Source organism: Streptomyces sp. NPDC004111, from assembly GCF_042874215.1.
Lineage (GTDB): Bacteria > Actinomycetota > Actinomycetes > Streptomycetales > Streptomycetaceae > Streptomyces.
In genome coordinates this window covers 127,657-145,137 of record NZ_JBIAMU010000018.1, presented here as the reverse complement: position 1 = coordinate 145,137, position 17,481 = coordinate 127,657, and the positions used below count along the sequence as shown (strand labels likewise).

The following is a 17,481-nucleotide window of genomic DNA, read 5'->3' as shown; positions in this document are numbered from 1 at the left end:
CTCGTGCGGGCGGGCCCGCGGGCCGGGCGGGTGTGCACCGCCCGGCGCACCGCGGCAGAGCCGTCACCGCGGCACCGGTGGGCGCCCAGGCGCCCACCGGTGCCGCGCACGGTGTGCCCGGCCGGAGGGGCCCGGACGGGTCAGGCGGGAGCCAGGGTGAGGAGGCCGGCCCCGTAGGACTTGGCCTTGCCGATGCCGGCGCACAGGGCCTGGGCGAGGATCTCGGGCTCGGCGATGCGGGCGGTGCCGTCGAACTGGGTGAGCCGGTACCAGGGGCCGGGCCGGGCGCTGGCGCGGCGGAAGGGACGCGGGCTCATGGAGCTGCTCTCCAGGGCGAGCCCGGCCGCGGTGGCGCGGCGGTGCCACCAGGCGAGGGCGTCGTCGCCGGCCAGGAGCACGGGCGTGCTGCGGCGGGGAGGCGCGGTGGTGGGGTCCTGGGTGGGCGGGTGGTGTGCCCAGCGGAGGGGGCTGGCGGTGATGCGGTAGCAAACGCGGCGGCCCGGGTGCAGGCCGGCGAAGAGGTGCTCAAGGCTGTGCATGGCGGTGGTGCCGTAGAGGGGCGGGAGGCGTGAGAGGTCGGGTGGCTGGGTGCTCTGGATGAGGAGGACGGGCGGGTCGCTCTCGGGTTCGAGGCGGAAGAGCAGTCCGGCTTCCTGGCGGGGGCAAGGTCCGAGCCCGTCGGGTGCGAGCAGCATGACGGTCCTGTGGAGGGTCGGGTAGTCGGCGAGGTCCCGGCGGACGGTGCGGTTGTTGAGGTTGAGGTGGATGCGCGTCAGCGTGGCGGTGTGCACGGTGTCTCCCGCTGGAGATAGGCGGTCAGGGCGGGCAGTGGACGCGGCCCGGCGTACAGGGCGGCGGGCAGGTGCTCGGTGGTGCGCCACACGGGATAGAGACGGTGGCGGCGTCGGGTGCGGACGAGGTCGACGGGGTCGTTGGCGAGGTAGTAGTGGGCGTCTGCGGGGGTGTGGGTGGGCGGGGATTCCCAGCAGAAGGCGACGGGGACGGTGGGCTGGTCGTGCGGCGGGGGCGTGGGCAGGGTGAGCGGTACGTGGTGCAGGAGTTGGGTGAGCGGGTCCCGGAGGGGGCGGCCGAGGACGAGGGGTTCGTCGGGGATGCAGGGGCGGCGCCCGAGGTAGGGGGCCCAGTGGGGGTGCTCGAGGGTGGCGGCGAGGCGGTCGAGGAGGGGGGCGGGTCCTTGGACGGCAACGGTGAAGGCGGCGTCGGCGAGGTACTGGCGGCGGCTGGTCGCGGTGGACTTGCCGGGTGCCCGGCGGCCGCCGCTGCTGGTGCGGAGCTGCTGGTCGCGGGGGTATCCGCCGCCCGTGGTGTGGAAGTCCGTGTAGGGGGTGCCGGGGTTGTCGATGCGCACGGTGAAGGTGAGGTCGTGGTAGGCGGGGGTGCCGGGCAGGTCGGTGTGCGGGGCGAGAGCGTGTTCCTGGGCGCGGCCGGCGGCACTGGCGAACAGGCCTATGAGGGCGCCGCGGGTGGGGTGCGGGGCGGTGGGGCGGTGCACGACGGTGCTGGGGGTGCCGTAGGCGCTCAGGGGCCCCGCCAGGCGCAGCAGGAGCCCGGGGTGCGGCGTCGGGGGTGGGGCGGGGGTGCTCATCGGGAGGCCTTGGCGGGGCTTGGGTTGAGGCGTGCGGGCGGTAGGGGTGCGGAGGGTTCGGCGGCGGCACGGGCGAGGGCGGCGAGCAGGTCGTCGTAGCTGTCGTGGCGGGTACCGAGGGGATCGAGGGTGTCGGTGGAGCCCGCGCAGTAGCCGTGGGCGATCCGGTGGCGGGTGCCCAGCAGCCGGTCGAGGGCGGCGGCGTGCTCGGCAAGTGCCCGGCGGGAGGGGCTGAGATGGCCGCCGCCGTGGGGGTCGGCACGGACGCTCCGGTGGAAGGCGGCGGCGTAGGAGACGGGGCGGCGGTCGCGGACGACGTAGTGGGCGAGGTCGGGCAGGGTGTGCGGGGCGGTGGAGTTGGTCTTGGCCTTCGGCAGGGCGGTGAGGAACGTGCCGACGTACAGCAGGGCGAGTTCGATGGCTTGCTCGCGGTCGCCGCCCAGGGTGTGGGTGAGTTCGGTGAGGTTGACGCTGGAGTAGCGGTAGAAGACGCCGGCAGTGAGGAAGGTGCTGCTCAGGTAGGTGCCCCCGGGCTCGCCGGGACGGGCCCAGTCCTCGACGGACGTGAAGAAGTCTGGCTGCAGGTCGGCGGTGTGGGTGGTGAAGGCCCAGGCCATCTGGACGGCGCCGGGAACGTCGGCGGCGCGGAGCTCGGCCAGGAAGCGTCCGAAGAGGTTGATGGTGGCGGTGCGGGCGGTGACCAGGTCGACGATCGCCTCGGTGGGCAGGCAGCGGTCTGCGGTGCTGCCCTTATCTGCCTCCGTGCCCACCGGGGCCTCCTGTTGCGCGGTGGCGAGGCCGCGCTCGAGGGCGGGACGGTGTGCCGTGCACAGGGCGGTGAGCCGGTCCAGGAGATCGGTGGTGGGCAGGTAGAGCGTGGTGCGGGTGCGCAGGGCGTGCTCCGGGTCGGTCGGCAGGCCCTGCGCGGTGGCGCAGCGGGCAATCTGTGCGCCGGCGAAGGCGGCCAGGTCGGCGGGCCAGCCGGCGGTGCGCAGGGCCTCGGCCAGGCGCAGGGGCAGCAGGCGGGTGCGGGCGGCCGGTTCGCCCAGGTCGGCTTCCAGGGCGGTGCGGCAGGCGCGTTTGAGGCACTGGCTGCTGAGTACGCTGCGCGGCGTCCCGCCGATCGTCATGGTCTTGGGCAGATTGTGGTCGCCGCGGTTCAGGCAGGACACCGGGATGTCCTGCAGGACGTGCAGGTCGAGGTAGCGGGCGGGCATGTCAGATCTCCCGGGTGCGTAGGGGGGTGGGGGTGCTGCGGGGCGGGCCGGGGTCCGGCCGGGTGCTGGCGGGTGGGGCGAGGTAGTAGGCGTCGAGCCAGCGGGTGGCGATGGTGTCCCGGGCGTAGTCCCACAGGGCCAGGTCGGCGAGGAGGACCGCCCAGTCGGGGACCGCACCGCGCTCCAGGAGGTAGCGGGCCGTGCCGGGCAGCATGGTGTGCAGGAGGTCGGCGGAGAGCCGGATGAGGACCTGCAGTCTCTCCTCCGTGTGGGCCCGGTCGCGCGGGTGGTGGGCGGCGGCGCGGGCGAAGGAGGCTCCGAGGTTGGGGCGCCGGTGCCAGTCGACGCCAAGCGGGGCGGGGCGGAGTCCTGGTGGCTGGGGCGTTCTTGGGCGATGAGGCAGGCGAGGGTGAAGTGGGCGCGGCGGGCGCCGTACCCGTCGGCGAGGCGGGTGAGGTACTTCTGCTGCGGCTGGCAGTGTGTCACCGGGCGGCCCAGGCCGCGGGCGAGGGTGTTGCGGATCTGGGGCACGGTGCACAGCTCGCGGACCTCGGTAACGAACTGGTCGCAGTGCAGGCGGCGTTCTTCCGGGGTGTGCCTGGGGGTGGTCTGCGGCGGGCGGGGCGGTTCAGGGCTGGGCACGGCGGCGGCCTTTCGGGCGGGGGCGGTGCGGGGCTGCTGCGGCACGCACGGCGGCGGTGGCGCGGGCGAGGGCCGGGCCGGCGCTGCGGTACTGGGCGAGGGCCGGGGCGGTGGCCGCGTGGAGGGCGGCGAGGGCGGCGCGGGCGAAGGCGGGGCGGATCTGTGTGTCGTGCGGGTCGGGGTGGCGGACCAGGTCCCAGAACACGGTCTCGGCCTGGGGCCAGTACCGCTCCAGCGCGTCCCGGGCCCATGGGGAGGGGGTGCGGGGGGTCCGGGGCCGGGTGGTGGCGCGCGGGGCGGTGGCGTCCTGCCAGGCCCGGGTCGCGGCCTGGGACAGGGTGCCGGCCAGGGCTTCGGCGGCGGTGCGGGCGTCGGCGATGCGCCGTGCGGCGGCGGGGTCGTGTTCCTGCGCGTAGGTCCACAGGGGCGGGGTGAAGGCGGTGTACCAGGCGGTGTCGCGAACCTGTCCTTCCTGGACGAAGCCGCAGACCTGCACGCGCAGGCGCATGGCAATCCGCTCGGGCAGGTCGTTGAGCGTGGCGAAGACGGTGGGCCGTTGGGTGGTGGCGGTTTCGTCGCCGGCCAGGAGCAGGGCGTCGAGGTCGCGCCACAGGGCGCGGGCGGTGTCGGCCTTGCGCGGGTGGCGGTGCTGTTGGACGGGCAGCTGCGGGCGGACGGCGACCTCATCGTAGATCAGATAAGGGTCGGTGGCGGGTAATTTGGGAGCGGTACGGTGGTGGGCGGCCCAGGTCAGGTAGAGGTCGGCAACGGCGCTGCCGTCCTCGGTGGGCACCAGCAGGGCGGCGTGCCGGGAGCGTCCGGTGAGCAGGCGACCGGGCCAGGTGAGCGGCGGCTGCGGGGCGACCGGGTCGGGGGGTGCGTCCCGTTCCCAGGGGCACTGGTCGGGCGGCTGGTCCCCGTCTCCCTGGTAGGGCGTCAGGTGCAGGAGGAGCGTTTCGTACAGGGTGGCGCCCAGGGGGTGGAAGGACAGTGTGGAGCGCAGCGGGCCGGCGGTTCCTTTCCAGCTCTTGACGTGGCCGACGGTGCGGGGCGTGACGTTTCCCGAGCGTCCGTAGTAGTGGTGGATGAGCAGGTGCCACAGCGCTTCGTCGCAGGACACGGGCTGGGGGGCGGTGTCGTTGTGGGGCGAGTGCCAGGCGAGGTTGTTGCCAGCGGGGCGACCGTAGACGAGCGTGTTGATCCCTGCGGTCTCCGTGCACTGGGTGGCGAGGGAGGGGTCCTGCAGGAAGGGCCGGCAGGGGTCGAAGAGGTCCCAGGCGTGGCTGTCGAAATAGGCGTGGACGGTGGCCTCGTCAAATCCGCTGTCCCCGGTCAGCAGGCGGCTGCGTTCCCTGGTCCAGGCGCTCAGTGGGGTCTGCGGGTCGTCCAGGCGGGTGAGCCGGGCCGTGATGGCGGTGAGGATGCGGTAGAGCCCGGAGGCGGCGGGCGGTATTGGCAGGGTGAGCTGGGTGATGCGGTGCGCGCGGGAGAACAGGGCACGCAGGCCGAGCATGGCGGGGCCGTCCTGGGCGTGGACCGGTATCCACGGGCTCAGGTCGGTGGGGTAGGTCGCGGTGGGCATGCGCAGGGGCCTTCCTGCGCGACTCCCTCGGGCCGGGCGGCGAGGCGAGGCCCGGGACGGCCAGGGCCGGGGCCCGTCGGGTGGCGCGCGGTGCGGGGGAACGGCAGGGCCGTTCCCGCGCTGTCTTTCGAGCGAAGCAGGTGCCCGCTGCGGGGACCGGATATTGCGGATGCGCCCATGGGCGACTGCATCGCGGAGTACACTTTCCCGCTGCTGTCCGCGGCCCGTAGCTCCTGTGTGCCCCCCCCCAGGGGCCCTGCCGGGGCGCTCCTTGGGGAAGAGTTGCCCGAGCGAGGTGCCCCAGCGGCCGCCGTTCGCGCCCGTCAGGCACTGCGCGCCCCATCCGGCGCTCTGCCGACCGCGCGTGCTCCCGGGGAGCTTTCGGCGCCGTCCGCCCCGCGCGTCCGCATAGGGCCGCCGAGGGGCGGTTGCAGGCGTTTCGCTCCCCGGCCAGCATGGGGCTCGCCGCCGTCCCGGGACCACACGGTGCCCGGGCTGCTGATTGATCATTAGCCGGTTCTCCCTCCGTGTCCGCAGCTCACGGACTGCTCTCCGGCCCAATGCGCGACGATGGGGTGCCCGACGGCGTATGGGGAAAGGCGTCATGCCCAGGGGACACAAGTGCCCGGTGTGCGGTACTCACACGGGTGCAGCGGACCAGCACGGACAAGCTGCCGTGCACAAGGTGCAGGTCTCGTTACGACAAGAGCAGCTTCGGCCTCTGAGCCGGGGCGGCTCGGGCAGGGCTCGTCCACGGGGCGAGCCCTGCTGCTTGCCTGTGGACGACGGTTCGGACGGCCTCCGGCAACATGTGGGGCTCGGTCCGCGCGGCGGGCTCTCTCGGCGGCCAGCGGCCGCTCGAGGGCGGGAACTGCCCGGGCAGGCGCATGTCGCCTGGCAGCCGGTCGCGCACCGGTGGTGGGGGCGGTTGCGCGGTCCGGTCTGCGAGGTTCGCGGCTTCCTCGTCCCTTGGGCTGTGTGCGGCAGCTCAGCGCCGACGGTCCCGGGGCAGCCGGTCCGCAAGGTTGTGCACCAGGCCGAGGGCGTCGTCCAGGCGCAGCAGGTGCCGGCCGAAGGGCACGGCTGCGGGGGCGGCCGGGTCGTGCACGAGCAGGACGAGATCGTGCAGGAGCGGGTGTGCGTGCCACGCCTCGGGGATCTCCGGGTGGGGTGGCTGTCCGTTCGTCCACGCGTCGGGCACGGACAGGGTGCGGTCCAGGACGGTGCGGATCTCGGCGGGGCGCAGCGTGGGGCCGGCCGGCAGGGGCAGGTGGCCGTGGGGGTCGAGGGTGAGGCCGGTGAGCTGGCGGTAGCAGGCCAGCAGGCGGCGGGGGCGGGCGCCGGTGCGGGTGGGGGCCCTGGCGGCGGTGGTGGGCAGGCGGTGCAGGTCGGCCATGGAGGCGACCCGGCTGGGGGGCGGGATCGCCCGGGTGAGGCCGAGGTGGTCTTCGACCTGTTGGTGGGCGCTGTGGGCGTGGTAAAGCGCGGTGAGGGGGGGCGGGCAGGGCGGCCTGCTGGGCGGGGGTGGGGGCATGGACGGCGGACACCAGGGTGGCCACGTCGTCGGGGAGAGTGAGGTGGTGGGTGTGGGTGGGAGGCGCGGTGAGCAGGCGGGAGGTGGCGTGCAGGAGGTAGGGGGAGTGGATGGACGTCCAGGCTTCGGGGAGGGTGTGGGGCTTGTGCCCGAGCGGGTCGAGGACGATCAGTAGGGGTCCCTGGTCGCGGACCCAGGCGGGCCGCTCCCCCACCGCCCGGGGGCGCTGGAGCTGCCAGGTGCGTTCGAAGCGCCAGAGCCGGCCCAGGCGTTGCATGAGGTCGGCGTACGGGGCGAGGTCGCTGATGATCAGGTCGGCGTCGACGTTGAGACTCATGTCGAGGAGGCTGGTGGTGACGACGACCAGCCGGTGCGGGCGCGGACCGCGCGGGCCGAGCACGGTACGGACGTGCCGGGTGAGGATCTCGCGCTTCTGGGCAGGGGTCCGGGCGTGCAGCAGCAGGAGTTCGTCCTCGGCGTGTGTCCAGGGGAGATGGTGCTCAAGGTAGACCTTGGTGTCCTGCGCGTCGGCCACGGAGGCGTTCGCCACGACGGCGCAGCCGCCGTGGCGGGCCAGGGGGGTCAGGGTGTCGGCGATGCACGCCAGGCGCTCGGCGGGGTCGAAGTGCCGCTGGACGTCCTCGAGTTCGCGGTAGTGGACCGGCTGGCGCCGGAGGGTCACCGAGCGCCGGTGTTCCGTGATGTGGGCGCGACGTCGGGCGGGGTGCATCACGGTGCGGGTACCGTCGCGGGCGGCGGCGAACAGCCAGCCGGGGTAGGCGGTGGCGTAGTCGCTGCGGGCGAGCTGGCGGGCGTCGTGGCCGGCTCCGGCCAGGTAGGCGCGGACCAGGTGCTGGCCGGTGTCCGCAGGCAGGGTGGCGGACAGCAGGACGACCGGGGCTTTCATCGCACCGAGCCAGTGCAGCAGCCGCCCGAGGAGATGTTGGGTGTAGGGGGTGTAGGTGTGGGCCTCGTCGATGACGACGGTGTGCCCGGACAGGCCCAGCAGGCGCAGGGCGCTGTACCGCACCGGCAGTACGCCCATGAGGTCCTGGTCCACGGTGGCGACGGTGAACGGGGCGAGGAGGGCCCGGTCCCAGCCGCGGAGGAACGCGTCGGGCACGGTCACCTGGCGCGGTGGGCGGCCGTTCTCCTCGGTGTCCGGGGCGAGGTCGTCGAGGGTGATCTGTCCGCCGGGTGCCAGGTGGGAGTCGGGGAAGGCGGCGGAGAGCCAGCTGTGGCTGTGCACCAGGGTGACCGGCGCCCGGTCGGGGTGGTGCGCGGCCACATAGTCCACGAGTGTCTCGTGCATGGCGTCAGCGATCGCCGTGGTGGGCTGCAGGATGGCGATCCCGGCGCTCCCGCAGTGCGTGTTGAAGATCCGGGCAGCCTCCAGGGCGGTGATGGTCTTGCCGGTGCCGGTGCCGTCCGTGATCACCAGGATGCCCGCCCCCACCTCCCGTACCACGGGAGGCAGTTGCTGCATGACGGAGCGCTGCATCAAGTTGGGGGCGGCTACGCCGCGGTGCACCTGGGGGAAGGGGGACGCCGAGAGGGCCACGCGGTCCAGACCGGAGGCAGTGACGATCTCCCCCGCCCAGGTGTCCTCCGGCTCGTGAGGACCGCTCAGGGCCGGGCCGCGGACGAAGGCGTAGTGCTGGGCAGCCCCGAAGCTGGGATTCTGCGCCAGCGGAATCCAGACGTGAGGCTGGCTTGCCAGCCGGTCGGCCACCATGATCAACCCGGAGAGCAGGACCGCGGCGGGCACCGACACCTGGGACGGCACCGCATGGGCGCCGGTGAGGTGGCGAATCTGCGCCGCGTACCGGTAGCGCAGGCCCTGCCACAGGGCCCCGCCCAGTTCCTGGCGGACCCGGGCGGGGCTGGCCGCCCCGTGCAGGTCGAGCTGCAGCCACTGTCCGTGGTGGCTGCCCACGATCTGGGCCACCCGCGCCGCGGGGCTCGCGTTGCCGTCCAGCGGGTAGCCGAAGCGGGCGAGGATGCCCACCATGGCGTGCATGGAGGCACGTTCGTGGCGCATCAGCCGCCAGCCGCAGGCGTCAGCGCGCAGGTCCTCGCCGATGCCCGCCCAGACGGCGGGCTCGCACGCCTGGAACGGGCTCAGTTTTCCCAGGTCGTGGCAGCCTCCCCAGAACATCGCCAGGGCGCGGGCCTCCTTCCTCCGCACCCCCAGCCCCTGGGTGATGACAGCGCGCTGGGACGGAGTGAGGAACCGGTCCCACAGCTCCCCCACCAGGGCGGCCACATCGATCAGGTGGAACAGCAGCGCGTATACCAGCAGTTCCACTCCCGGTATGCATTTCCCCCACGGGCGCAGGTCCAGGCCCCGGACCGCACCGTCCTCGACCACTCCCACAGCGCACCTCCTGTGCTCCCGCCCCGGGCCCGAAGGGCCCCGGGGGCCAGCGGGCTGAGCGTTCGTTGGGTTTGGGGCCGGTGCCTTTCCCGGCCCCGGTGTCGGCTCCTCGCGTGGGCGGACCCGGCAACAACCCCGGCGGCAGGGCACGGCGGCCGGGAGCACCCTCGCCGGGACGCCCGCCGGCCTAGTTCTCGGACGACGCCGGCGGAGGGGTGTCGTCGCCCGGCGCGGTGTCCCCTCGGGTCTCCGCTGGAGGGGAAAGAGGCTCGGGGCCAGCTCCTGCGGCTTGCGGTTCCGGCAGCCGGTAGACGGGGAGCGCCTCCGGGGGGCGGGCGGTGAGTCCCTGCACGGCCCGGGTGAAGAGCTCACGGGTGAATTGCGGGTCGGGGTTGCCTCGCTGCTTCTCCTCCTCCAGGGCGCGGGTGAGAACGTCGGTGCTGGCAGCCCACATTCGGAAGTTGCCGTGGCAGGCGCTCTCGTTGACCCACAGGAGGTCCTCGTGGCTGAGCGGGGCCCACACCGCATGGAGGTGGGGCATCACGGTGAGGATCTCGTCGGGGAGCAGCGGGCTGAACGGCTGCCAGGGGTTGACGCGGGAAAAGAAGGCGTGCAGCCGGTGGAGCCGCCGCCGGATGCCGGTGCCGACCAGGACGATGGTGGTCCGGTTGGTGGTGTCGGCCCAGAGATTTCGGAGGTACTCGAGGAACAGGGAATGAAGGTTCTGCGCTTCGTCGAAGACCAGAACACGCTGCCGGTCCTGCAGCGCTGCCCTGATGTAGGCGTCCGTGTTCGGAGTGCCTTCGGGCAGCCCCAGCGCCTCGGCCACCTGCCGCTCCGCCTCCCGCGGGGCGAGGAAGGGCCGCGGGAGGTCGAAGTAGAGGGTGTCGTCGGGCGCGAGGTAGCGCAGATTGTTCCTCACCGCCACGGACTTGCCGAGACCGACGCCTCCGTCGACGCACATGATGCGCGCCGTGTCGATGGCAAGTCGAAGGTTCTTCTCGTTGAGCCGGGTAGCCCGGGTGGCCACGTGCCGCATGCCCGGCACTTGTATGAAGTGATCATGTTCCGCGCCGTAGATACTCACCGTTCCTCCTTCGGGTCCGGTTGGACGGCGGCAAGCCAGGCGGCGTTGGGCTCCGGCAGGTCCTCGTCGCGCCACACGCTGCGCCGCGGGAGCAGCGGACCACCGCGGTCGGTGGCGGTGGCCGCGCAGGCCGTGGCGTTGGGGCCGCCGGGGCGGCCGTCCTGGTGCCAGACGGGGGAAGGCTCCGGGAGCCAGCCAAGGTCCTGTGGCTGCAGGTACAGGTCGGGGGCCGCGCCCAGGGTGCGCAGTTGCGCGTCCGCCTCACGCCGGGTGAGCGCGTCGAGACGTTGGGGCGCCGCCGGTTCGGTGGTCGCCGCGAAACGCTCCCGGAGTTGCTTCGCAGTCCTATCCAGAGCTTGCTTCAGCCGCCGTGCCTCGCGCGAGCTGGCCGCGCGGAGCAGTTTGCGCTGCTGTGCGGAGATCTCGTCCTGCCGGGTGGCCGAACCGAGATAGCGTCCGGTGCGGGCGTCGTACACCTCGATCTGCTGTGTGTGGTGGGGCTGGTAGCGGACCGTCACCTTGTCCCCGATGTGCTGGCTCATCCACGGCTCGTGCGTGAGGTAGTGGGCGTTGTTCCAGGCGATGCCGCTGCCGCCGATCACGCGGTCGCCGCGGGCGGCCTTGAGGCTGTAGGCGTGCAGGGCTGCGGGGTCAACCTCCCTGAGGACGGTAAGGTCGGCGTCCCACACTTCCTTGGGCGTCCGGTTCTCGAGGTTGCGGATGCGGTGCTCGTAGTTCCACTGGTGCACCCAGGTGCGCAGTTCGTGGACGAACCGCTCGAAGGTTAGGAGCCCTTCGACCGATTTTGGCTTCCTCTTCAGGCTCACCCCGTTCGTCGGCCGTTCGGTGAACCCGGGCAGACCGACGAAGAGCATCTCCTTCATGGCACCGTTGATGGCCTCGACGGTTCCTTTCAGCTCCGGGTGCCCGCGCGGCAGGATCACGTGGGCGATGCCGAACTTCCCGAACGATTCCTTCAGCGCATCGCACCGGAAGTCCTTTCCCCCGTCGACGCGCACCAGTGCGGGAAGCCCGCCGAAGGGCCCGTGGTCTCCTCCGGTCTGCACCGCGTCACGAAAGGCCAGCAGGACCGCATCGCTGCTTGCCTCGTGCGGGGTGACGGCCCAGCCCATGATGCCGTCGTGGGAGCAGCCGACGAACAGGGTGATCCACGGCTTGCGGGGCGTGCCTTCCACATCCACCCACACGTCTGCTTCCTTGTGGTCCGCCTCCCAGGCCTCATTGCGGTGCCCGCGCGGCCGTTCACAGCGCAGGTCGTAGGCGCGCCGTGCCACCTCGCCGCCCCGCAGACCCGCCCGGTACGCGGGTGTCAACTCACGGCGGATCATGCGGCAGAACGTGTCGTAGCTGAAGGGCTTCGGCCCCAGTCGGCCACGCTTCTTGAGGTCGTCGTAGGCCTCCTTGGCGCGGCCGCAGAACAGCGCATACGCATCGTGCATTTCCTGCGTCAGATGGTGCCGCTTCCGTTCTGCCGGGACATACTGGCCGCCCGCAGCACGGGCCCTCGCCATCCACCGGTAGACCGTCCTCTTCGTGCACCGGAACGAATCCGCTGAGATCGCCACCTGGCCGCCGCCGGACATACCGGCCCGCTCCAACGCCAGCAGATGGGCTACCGCGGCAGCACGCAGCCGAGTGTCCTTGACATCGATATCGGGGGCAGCCTCGTCAGCAACGACGGCACTCCTGATCGCCACACTCATGGGAACCTCCCCACGGGACGGAAGGGTACAAAAGCCCCGGAACCTCGCTGCGCCCGGCCCGCATCCTCCCGCAATTGGACCTCAGTCCCGGCACCACGGGGTCCACAACCACCCCCACGGGTAAGAATCCCGATAATTCTCCCCTGCAGTCCGAACCGGACTGCTAAAATTCGCCTTGAGTTACAAGAAAAGATCAAAAAACCCTTCACATTGACCATGCCATCAAACCCAGTCAAGAACCGGCAAAACCATCACAAGAGCGCAGGTCAAAAAGAGGGCTCCCAGCGCAAGCAGGGGTCTTGCGCGGGAAACTCCGCAGGACTATGCGCGACCCACGGGCTCCCAGCGCAAGCAGGGGTCTTGCGGCCCGGGCCCTGCGGGTTCTGTCGACGGTGCCGGGCTCCCAGCGCAAGCAGGGGCCTTGCGGCGGCCACATCCACCTTGCGGCCGGCCTCCTCGGGCTCCCAGCGCATGTAGGGATCTTGTGGTGGCCTTCGCGAAAATCGCCCGACACGGCTGGCTCACTCCCCGCGCGAGCAGGGGTTTTGCGGTCTTGATGCCGGTGTACGCCGAATAGCAGGCGAATTCCCCACGCGAGTAGGGGTCGGCCGTACGCGCGACTTTCCGGCCACCGCGCAGCTCATGATCCTCACCACACACACAAAGGGACGCCGGCAACCCGCGCACTCAGGAGCGCTGATTAATCGGCATTCTCCCGTCATGATTCGTTCCTCAAGGGCAAGGGTAGGAATTCACTCTAGTGATGCGTACATGTCAATCTGACTGAGGGTTGCAGCGAGACGTCCTGCGGATTTGCAGCGAGGTGACAACGCCACACCACGCCCGAGCGCACTTGAATGCAGACCTTCTCGCAGGCCACAACCTTGCAAGCCTTCGTGACATCTCGCTGCACGGGCTCGGACATCCTGTTGCAAGTTGGCATCCGGTCCCAGGTAGCGGGCGAGCTTGCGCCGCCCCCGGGGCACGTCGAAGGGCACCAGTTCGGCCCGGCCGCGAGCGACCACCTGCCGGACCAGCCCCGTCGCGAGATCGCACTCGTCCACCACCAGCGCGACGTTCGGGTCGTCCTTCACGCGGTCGCACAGCCGGGCCCACCGGCCTGTCAGGATCCAGAAGGCTCCCTCTTCCCAGAGGTACCAGACGGGGCGCACCGTCGGCCCGCCGGTCGCGATGCGTGCGGTGAGCGGTTGCCGCAGAAAGGCGTCCACATCGAAACGAGAAGATTCCATGGCGCCAATCCTCCATTGCCGCCGGTCACTTCGGTGCGGAGCCGTGGTCCGTGGTCGGAGTTCCGCGCCCTGAGCGGTTGGAGTGGTTGGAGTGATCGGGGTGGGCGGAGTGGCAGAGGGGTGGCTGTGATCGAGTCAGTGCAGGGGGCAATGCAACCTATTCTGTGAAAATGGGGCAATTGAATTCTATTTCGTCTCATACTTGCAATTGCTTGCCAGTTTTCGCTGGTTGCTTGACCGGCCTCCCCTCGGCGTCGTAATTTCGAACGGATTCATCCGTGCACCGTCAAGCCGTAAGGAGGCGAAGTCGGATGTCGATACTCTCCGACCTGCAGCGCCTCGCTCGGCGGACCGCCTGGACTCCGGGGCGGGTAGCACACGGCTGCTGAGGCAGCCTCGCCGATGTGCCCAAATCGCGCACGTACGGCCCCCTTTGATTTCTTTCACCGCCTGTGGCATCGCGCGGACTTCGCCGCGTGCCGGTCTGCGCGCCCGCTTGTGCGGCCGCGCCGTCGAAGGCTGCGTCACCGAAATAGAGAGCTTCCGAAATAGCCATGACGGCAACGAGGTTTACTGTGCCCAAAAAAGAGGTTTTGCCATGGTAGGTGCGCGAATCACAGTCAATGGGAAAGAAACCCCCGTCGCACCGGATGCCCCCCACACCACAGTGCTCGACTTCCTGCGCGAGCGTGGCCTCACGGGCACCAAGGAGGGCTGCGCCGAGGGTGAGTGCGGGGCCTGTTCCGTGCTGGTGGCCCGGCCCGGGGTGAACAAGCCGACCGACTGGGTGGCGATCAACGCCTGCCTGGTCCCGGCAGTGGCGCTCGACGGCCAGGAGGTCGTCACCTCCGAGGGCCTCGCCACCCCCGGCGCGGCCGGCACTCCCCCGGCCCTGCACCCCGTACAGCAGGAGATGGCGGACCGTGGGGGTTCCCAATGCGGTTACTGCACACCGGGGTTCATCTGCAGCATGGCCTCGGAGTACTACCGGCCGGACCGTTGCGCGCACGAGGACGCGGACGGTGCCGCCGGCCACGGCGCCGATGCCGAGCACGGTCCGAACGGGTTCGACCTGCACTCGCTGAGCGGCAACCTGTGCCGCTGCACCGGCTACCGGCCGATCCGTGATGCCGCGTACGCACTCGACCGGCCGGCCGAGGACGATCCGCTGGCCCGGCGCCGCGAGCAGTCCCCGCCCGAGCCGGTCGCCTCCGAGTACACCCAGGGCGGTCGCACGTTCCTGCGCCCCGCGACCCTCGAAGGGGCGCTGCGGACCCTGCGCGAGCGTCCGGAGGCGGTCGTGGTCGCCGGAAGCACCGACCACGGCGTCGAGGTCAACATCCGCTCCCGCCGGGACAACTGCGTCGTGGCCGTCGACCGGCTGCCCGAACTGCGGGTGCTGCGCGCCGAGTCCGAGTACGTCGAGATCGGTGCGGCACTCACTCTCACCGAGATCGAGCGCCGTCTCGACGGCGGCGTGCCTTTGCTGGACCAGCTGTTCCCGCAGTTCGCCTCCCGGCTCATCCGCAACAGCGCCACCCTCGGCGGCAACCTGGGTACCGGCTCCCCCATCGGCGACAGCCCGCCGGTGCTGCTCGCGCTGGAGGCCTCGCTCGTGCTCGCCGGCGCCGACGGCGAGCGCACGGTCCCGCTGGCCGACTACTTCACCGGCTACCGGCAGAGCGTGCGCCGCCCGGACGAGCTGATCCGCGCGGTGCGCATTCCGACGCCGCTCTCCCGCACCACCGCCTTCCACAAGATCGCCAAGAGACGATTCGACGACATCTCCAGCGTCGCCGTCGCCTTCGCGCTCGACATCGAGGGCGGCATCGTCCGCAAGGCCCGGATCGGTCTGGGCGGCGTCGCCGCCACCCCGATCCGGTCGCTGGCCACCGAGGCCGCCCTGGAGGGCAGGCCCTGGTCGCAGGAGACCGTGGACGAGGCCGCCCGCGTCCTGCGCGGCGAGGGCACGCCGATGAGCGACCACCGCGCCAGCTCCCTCTACCGGTCCGCGATGCTCGGTACGAGCCTGAAGAAGCTGTACGCACAGACCACCGAGGCGGTTTCGTCATGAGCCAGCTGTCCGAACGCCCCGAGAAGCCGGTCGTCGGCGTCTCCATGCCGCACGAGAGCGCCTACCAGCACGTCACCGGCGGCGCGCTGTACACCGACGACCTCGTGTACCGCACCAAGGACGTCCTGCACGCCTACCCGGTCCAGGTCATGAAGGCGCACGGCCGCATCACCGCGCTCCGCACCGGGCCCGCACTGGCCGTGCCCGGTGTGGTCCGCGTCCTGACCGGCGCGGACGTACCGGGCGTGAACGACGCCGGTATGAAGCACGACGAGCCGCTCTTCCCCGACGAGGTCATGTTCCACGGCCACGCCGTGGCGTGGGTGCTGGGCGAGAGCCTGGAGGCGGCCCGCCTCGGCGCGGCGGCCGTGGAGGTCGAGCTCGACGAGAAGCCCTCGATCGTCACCGTCGCGGAGGCCATCGAGGCCGGGAGCTTCCACGGCGCCCGGCCGCTGATGGAGACCGGGGACATCGACGCCGGGTTCGCCGACTCCGCGCACGTGTTCACCGGCGAGTTCACCTTCTCCGGGCAGGAGCACTTCTACCTGGAGACGCACGCCGCGCTCGCCATGGTCGACGAGGGCGGGCAGCTGTTCATCCAGAGCAGCACCCAGCATCCGTCCGAGACCCAGGAGATCGTCTCGCACGTGCTCGGCGTCCCGGCGCACGAGATCACCGTGCAGTGCCTGCGGATGGGCGGCGGTTTCGGCGGCAAGGAGATGCAGCCGCACGGGTTCGCTGCCGTCGCCGCGCTCGGCGCCAAGCTCACCGGCCGACCGGTGCGCTTCCGGCTGAACCGCACGCAGGACCTCACCATGTCCGGCAAGCGGCACGGCTTCCACTCCTCGTGGCGGATCGGCTTCGACGCCGAGGGCCGCATCCAGGCCCTCGACGCCACGCTGACCGCCGACGGCGGCTGGAGCCTGGACCTGTCCGAGCCGGTGCTGGCCCGCGCGCTGTGCCACATCGACAACACGTACTGGATTCCGAACGCGCGCGTCGCGGGACGTATCGCGAAGACCAACACCGTCTCCCACACGGCGTTCCGCGGCTTCGGCGGCCCCCAGGGCATGCTCGTCATCGAGGACATCCTCGGCCGGGTCGCCCCCCTGCTGGGACTGGACCCCGTCGAGCTGCGCGAACGCAACTTCTACCGGCCGGGGCAGGGCCAGACCACACCGTACGGCCAGCCGGTCACGCAGGCCGACCGGATCTCCGCCGTGTGGGAGCAGGTGAAGGAGAACGGCAACCTCGCCGACCGCAGGCGCGAGATCGCCGCGTTCAACGCGGCCCACCCGCACACGAAGCGGGCGATCGCCCTGACCGGCATCAAGTTCGGCATCTCGTTCAACCTGACCGCCTTCAACCAGGGCGGCGCGCTGGTGCTGATCTACAAGGACGGCTCCGTCCTGATCAACCACGGCGGCACCGAGATGGGCCAGGGCCTGCACACCAAGATGATGCAGGTGGCCGCGACCACGCTCGGCATCCCGCTGCACCGGGTGCGGCTGGCTCCGACCCGTACGGACAAGGTGCCCAACACCTCCGCCACGGCGGCCAGTGCGGGCGCGGACCTCAACGGCGGCGCGATCAAGAACGCCTGCGAGCAGTTGCGGGAGAGGCTGCACCAGGTGGCCGGGTCCCAGCTGGGCGGGAACGCCTCGGACGTCCGCATCGTCGAGGGCGTCGCCCGCGTCCTGGGCGGTGACAAGGAGCTGGCCTGGGACGACCTGGTGCGCACCGCGTACTTCCAGCGGGTCCAGCTCTCGGCGGCCGGCTTCTACCGGACGCAGGGGCTGCACTGGGACGCCAAGAGCTTCCGCGGCACGCCGTTCAAGTACTTCTCCAACGGGGCCGCCGCGACCGAGGTCGAGGTGGACGGGTTCACGGGTGCGTACAGGATCCGGCGGGTCGACATCGTGCACGACGTCGGCGACAGCCTCTCCCCGATGATCGACATCGGTCAGGTCGAGGGCGGGTTCGTGCAGGGCGCGGGCTGGCTGACGCTGGAGGACCTGCGCTGGGACACCGGCGAGGGCCCGCACCGGGGCCGCCTCCAGACGCAGGCGGCCAGCACGTACAAGCTGCCGAGCTTCTCGGAGATGCCCGAGGAGTTCAACGTCACGCTGATGGAGAACGCCACCGAGGAGGGCGCGGTCTACGGTTCCAAGGCCGTGGGCGAGCCTCCGCTGATGCTGGCCTTCTCGGTCCGCGAAGCGCTGCGGCAGGCCGCCGCCGCTTTCGGGCCCGCGGGGACCAGTGTGGAACTGGCCTCTCCGGCGACCCCGGAGGCGGTGTACTGGGCCGTCGAGTCCGCGCGCGAGGGCGACGGGCGGCACGAGGGCGACGGGATCCGCACCGGCACGAGTGCTCTGAGCAATGCCTGAC

The 17,481-nt window shown here is 71.4% G+C and carries 11 protein-coding genes and 1 pseudogene; 2 read left to right on the top strand and 10 right to left on the bottom strand.

From position 1 onward, the window contains the following. Positions 1-140: 140 nt before the first annotated feature. The 10 genes and pseudogenes from ACFYVL_RS31545 to ACFYVL_RS31500 all read right to left on the bottom strand — a co-directional run bounded on the left by ACFYVL_RS31545 (position 141) and on the right by ACFYVL_RS31500 (position 13,019). The gene (locus tag ACFYVL_RS31545; RefSeq protein WP_389250907.1) at positions 141-791 is read right to left on the bottom strand and encodes a type I-E CRISPR-associated protein Cas6/Cse3/CasE; all 651 of its coding nucleotides are present in this window, start codon (positions 789-791) and stop codon (positions 141-143) included. Beyond that, positions 773-1,606: a type I-E CRISPR-associated protein Cas5/CasD gene (gene cas5e, locus ACFYVL_RS31540; RefSeq protein ID WP_389250905.1), complete on the bottom strand. Its 834-nt coding sequence runs from the start codon at positions 1,604-1,606 to the stop codon at positions 773-775. Before cas5e ends, ACFYVL_RS31545 begins: the two co-directional genes overlap by 19 nt. Beyond that, positions 1,603-2,823 carry a type I-E CRISPR-associated protein Cas7/Cse4/CasC gene (cas7e, locus tag ACFYVL_RS31535; protein WP_389250904.1) on the bottom strand — a complete coding sequence of 407 codons (1,221 nt, stop codon included), beginning with the start codon at positions 2,821-2,823 and terminating at the stop codon, positions 1,603-1,605. The genes cas5e and cas7e overlap by 4 nt, the downstream gene beginning before the upstream one ends. A gap of 1 nt (position 2,824) precedes the next feature. Beyond that, positions 2,825-3,361, bottom strand: a complete 537-nt coding sequence (locus ACFYVL_RS31530) for a type I-E CRISPR-associated protein Cse2/CasB (protein ID WP_389250902.1) — start codon at positions 3,359-3,361, stop codon at positions 2,825-2,827. Between the two features lie 90 nt (positions 3,362-3,451). Further along, complete coding sequence (gene casA / locus ACFYVL_RS31525) at positions 3,452-5,047, bottom strand: type I-E CRISPR-associated protein Cse1/CasA (protein WP_389250900.1); 1,596 nt, start codon at positions 5,045-5,047, stop codon at positions 3,452-3,454. A 988-nt stretch (positions 5,048-6,035) separates the two neighbouring features. Beyond that, positions 6,036-6,443: a hypothetical protein gene (locus ACFYVL_RS31520; RefSeq protein ID WP_389251036.1), complete on the bottom strand. Its 408-nt coding sequence runs from the start codon at positions 6,441-6,443 to the stop codon at positions 6,036-6,038. A 430-nt stretch (positions 6,444-6,873) separates the two neighbouring features. Then, a pseudogene (locus tag ACFYVL_RS31515) lies at positions 6,874-8,889 on the bottom strand (CRISPR-associated endonuclease Cas3''); the annotation flags it as partial. Positions 8,890-9,145: 256 nt separating this feature from the next. Continuing rightward, a complete protein-coding gene (locus ACFYVL_RS31510) occupies positions 9,146-9,988 on the bottom strand; it encodes an ATP-binding protein (protein WP_389250898.1) in 843 nt (280 codons plus the stop codon). Between the two features lie 53 nt (positions 9,989-10,041). Continuing rightward, positions 10,042-11,769 carry a Mu transposase C-terminal domain-containing protein gene (locus ACFYVL_RS31505; RefSeq protein WP_389250897.1) on the bottom strand — a complete coding sequence of 576 codons (1,728 nt, stop codon included), beginning with the start codon at positions 11,767-11,769 and terminating at the stop codon, positions 10,042-10,044. A 752-nt stretch (positions 11,770-12,521) separates the two neighbouring features. Next, on the bottom strand, positions 12,522-13,019 hold the full coding sequence (locus tag ACFYVL_RS31500) for a pyridoxamine 5'-phosphate oxidase family protein (RefSeq protein ID WP_389250895.1): 498 nt from the start codon (positions 13,017-13,019) through the stop codon (positions 12,522-12,524). A 598-nt stretch (positions 13,020-13,617) separates the two neighbouring features. On the opposite strand from ACFYVL_RS31500, the gene ACFYVL_RS31495 reads away from it, so the two are divergent. Together ACFYVL_RS31495 and xdhB are read left to right on the top strand one after the other, a co-directional pair. Continuing rightward, positions 13,618-15,093 (top strand): xanthine dehydrogenase small subunit, encoded by a 1,476-nt coding sequence (locus ACFYVL_RS31495; RefSeq protein WP_389250893.1) that lies wholly within the window; start codon positions 13,618-13,620, stop codon positions 15,091-15,093. After that, positions 15,090-17,480 carry a xanthine dehydrogenase molybdopterin binding subunit gene (gene xdhB / locus ACFYVL_RS31490; RefSeq protein ID WP_389250891.1) on the top strand — a complete coding sequence of 797 codons (2,391 nt, stop codon included), beginning with the start codon at positions 15,090-15,092 and terminating at the stop codon, positions 17,478-17,480. Before ACFYVL_RS31495 ends, xdhB begins: the two co-directional genes overlap by 4 nt. Position 17,481 lies beyond the last annotated feature (1 nt).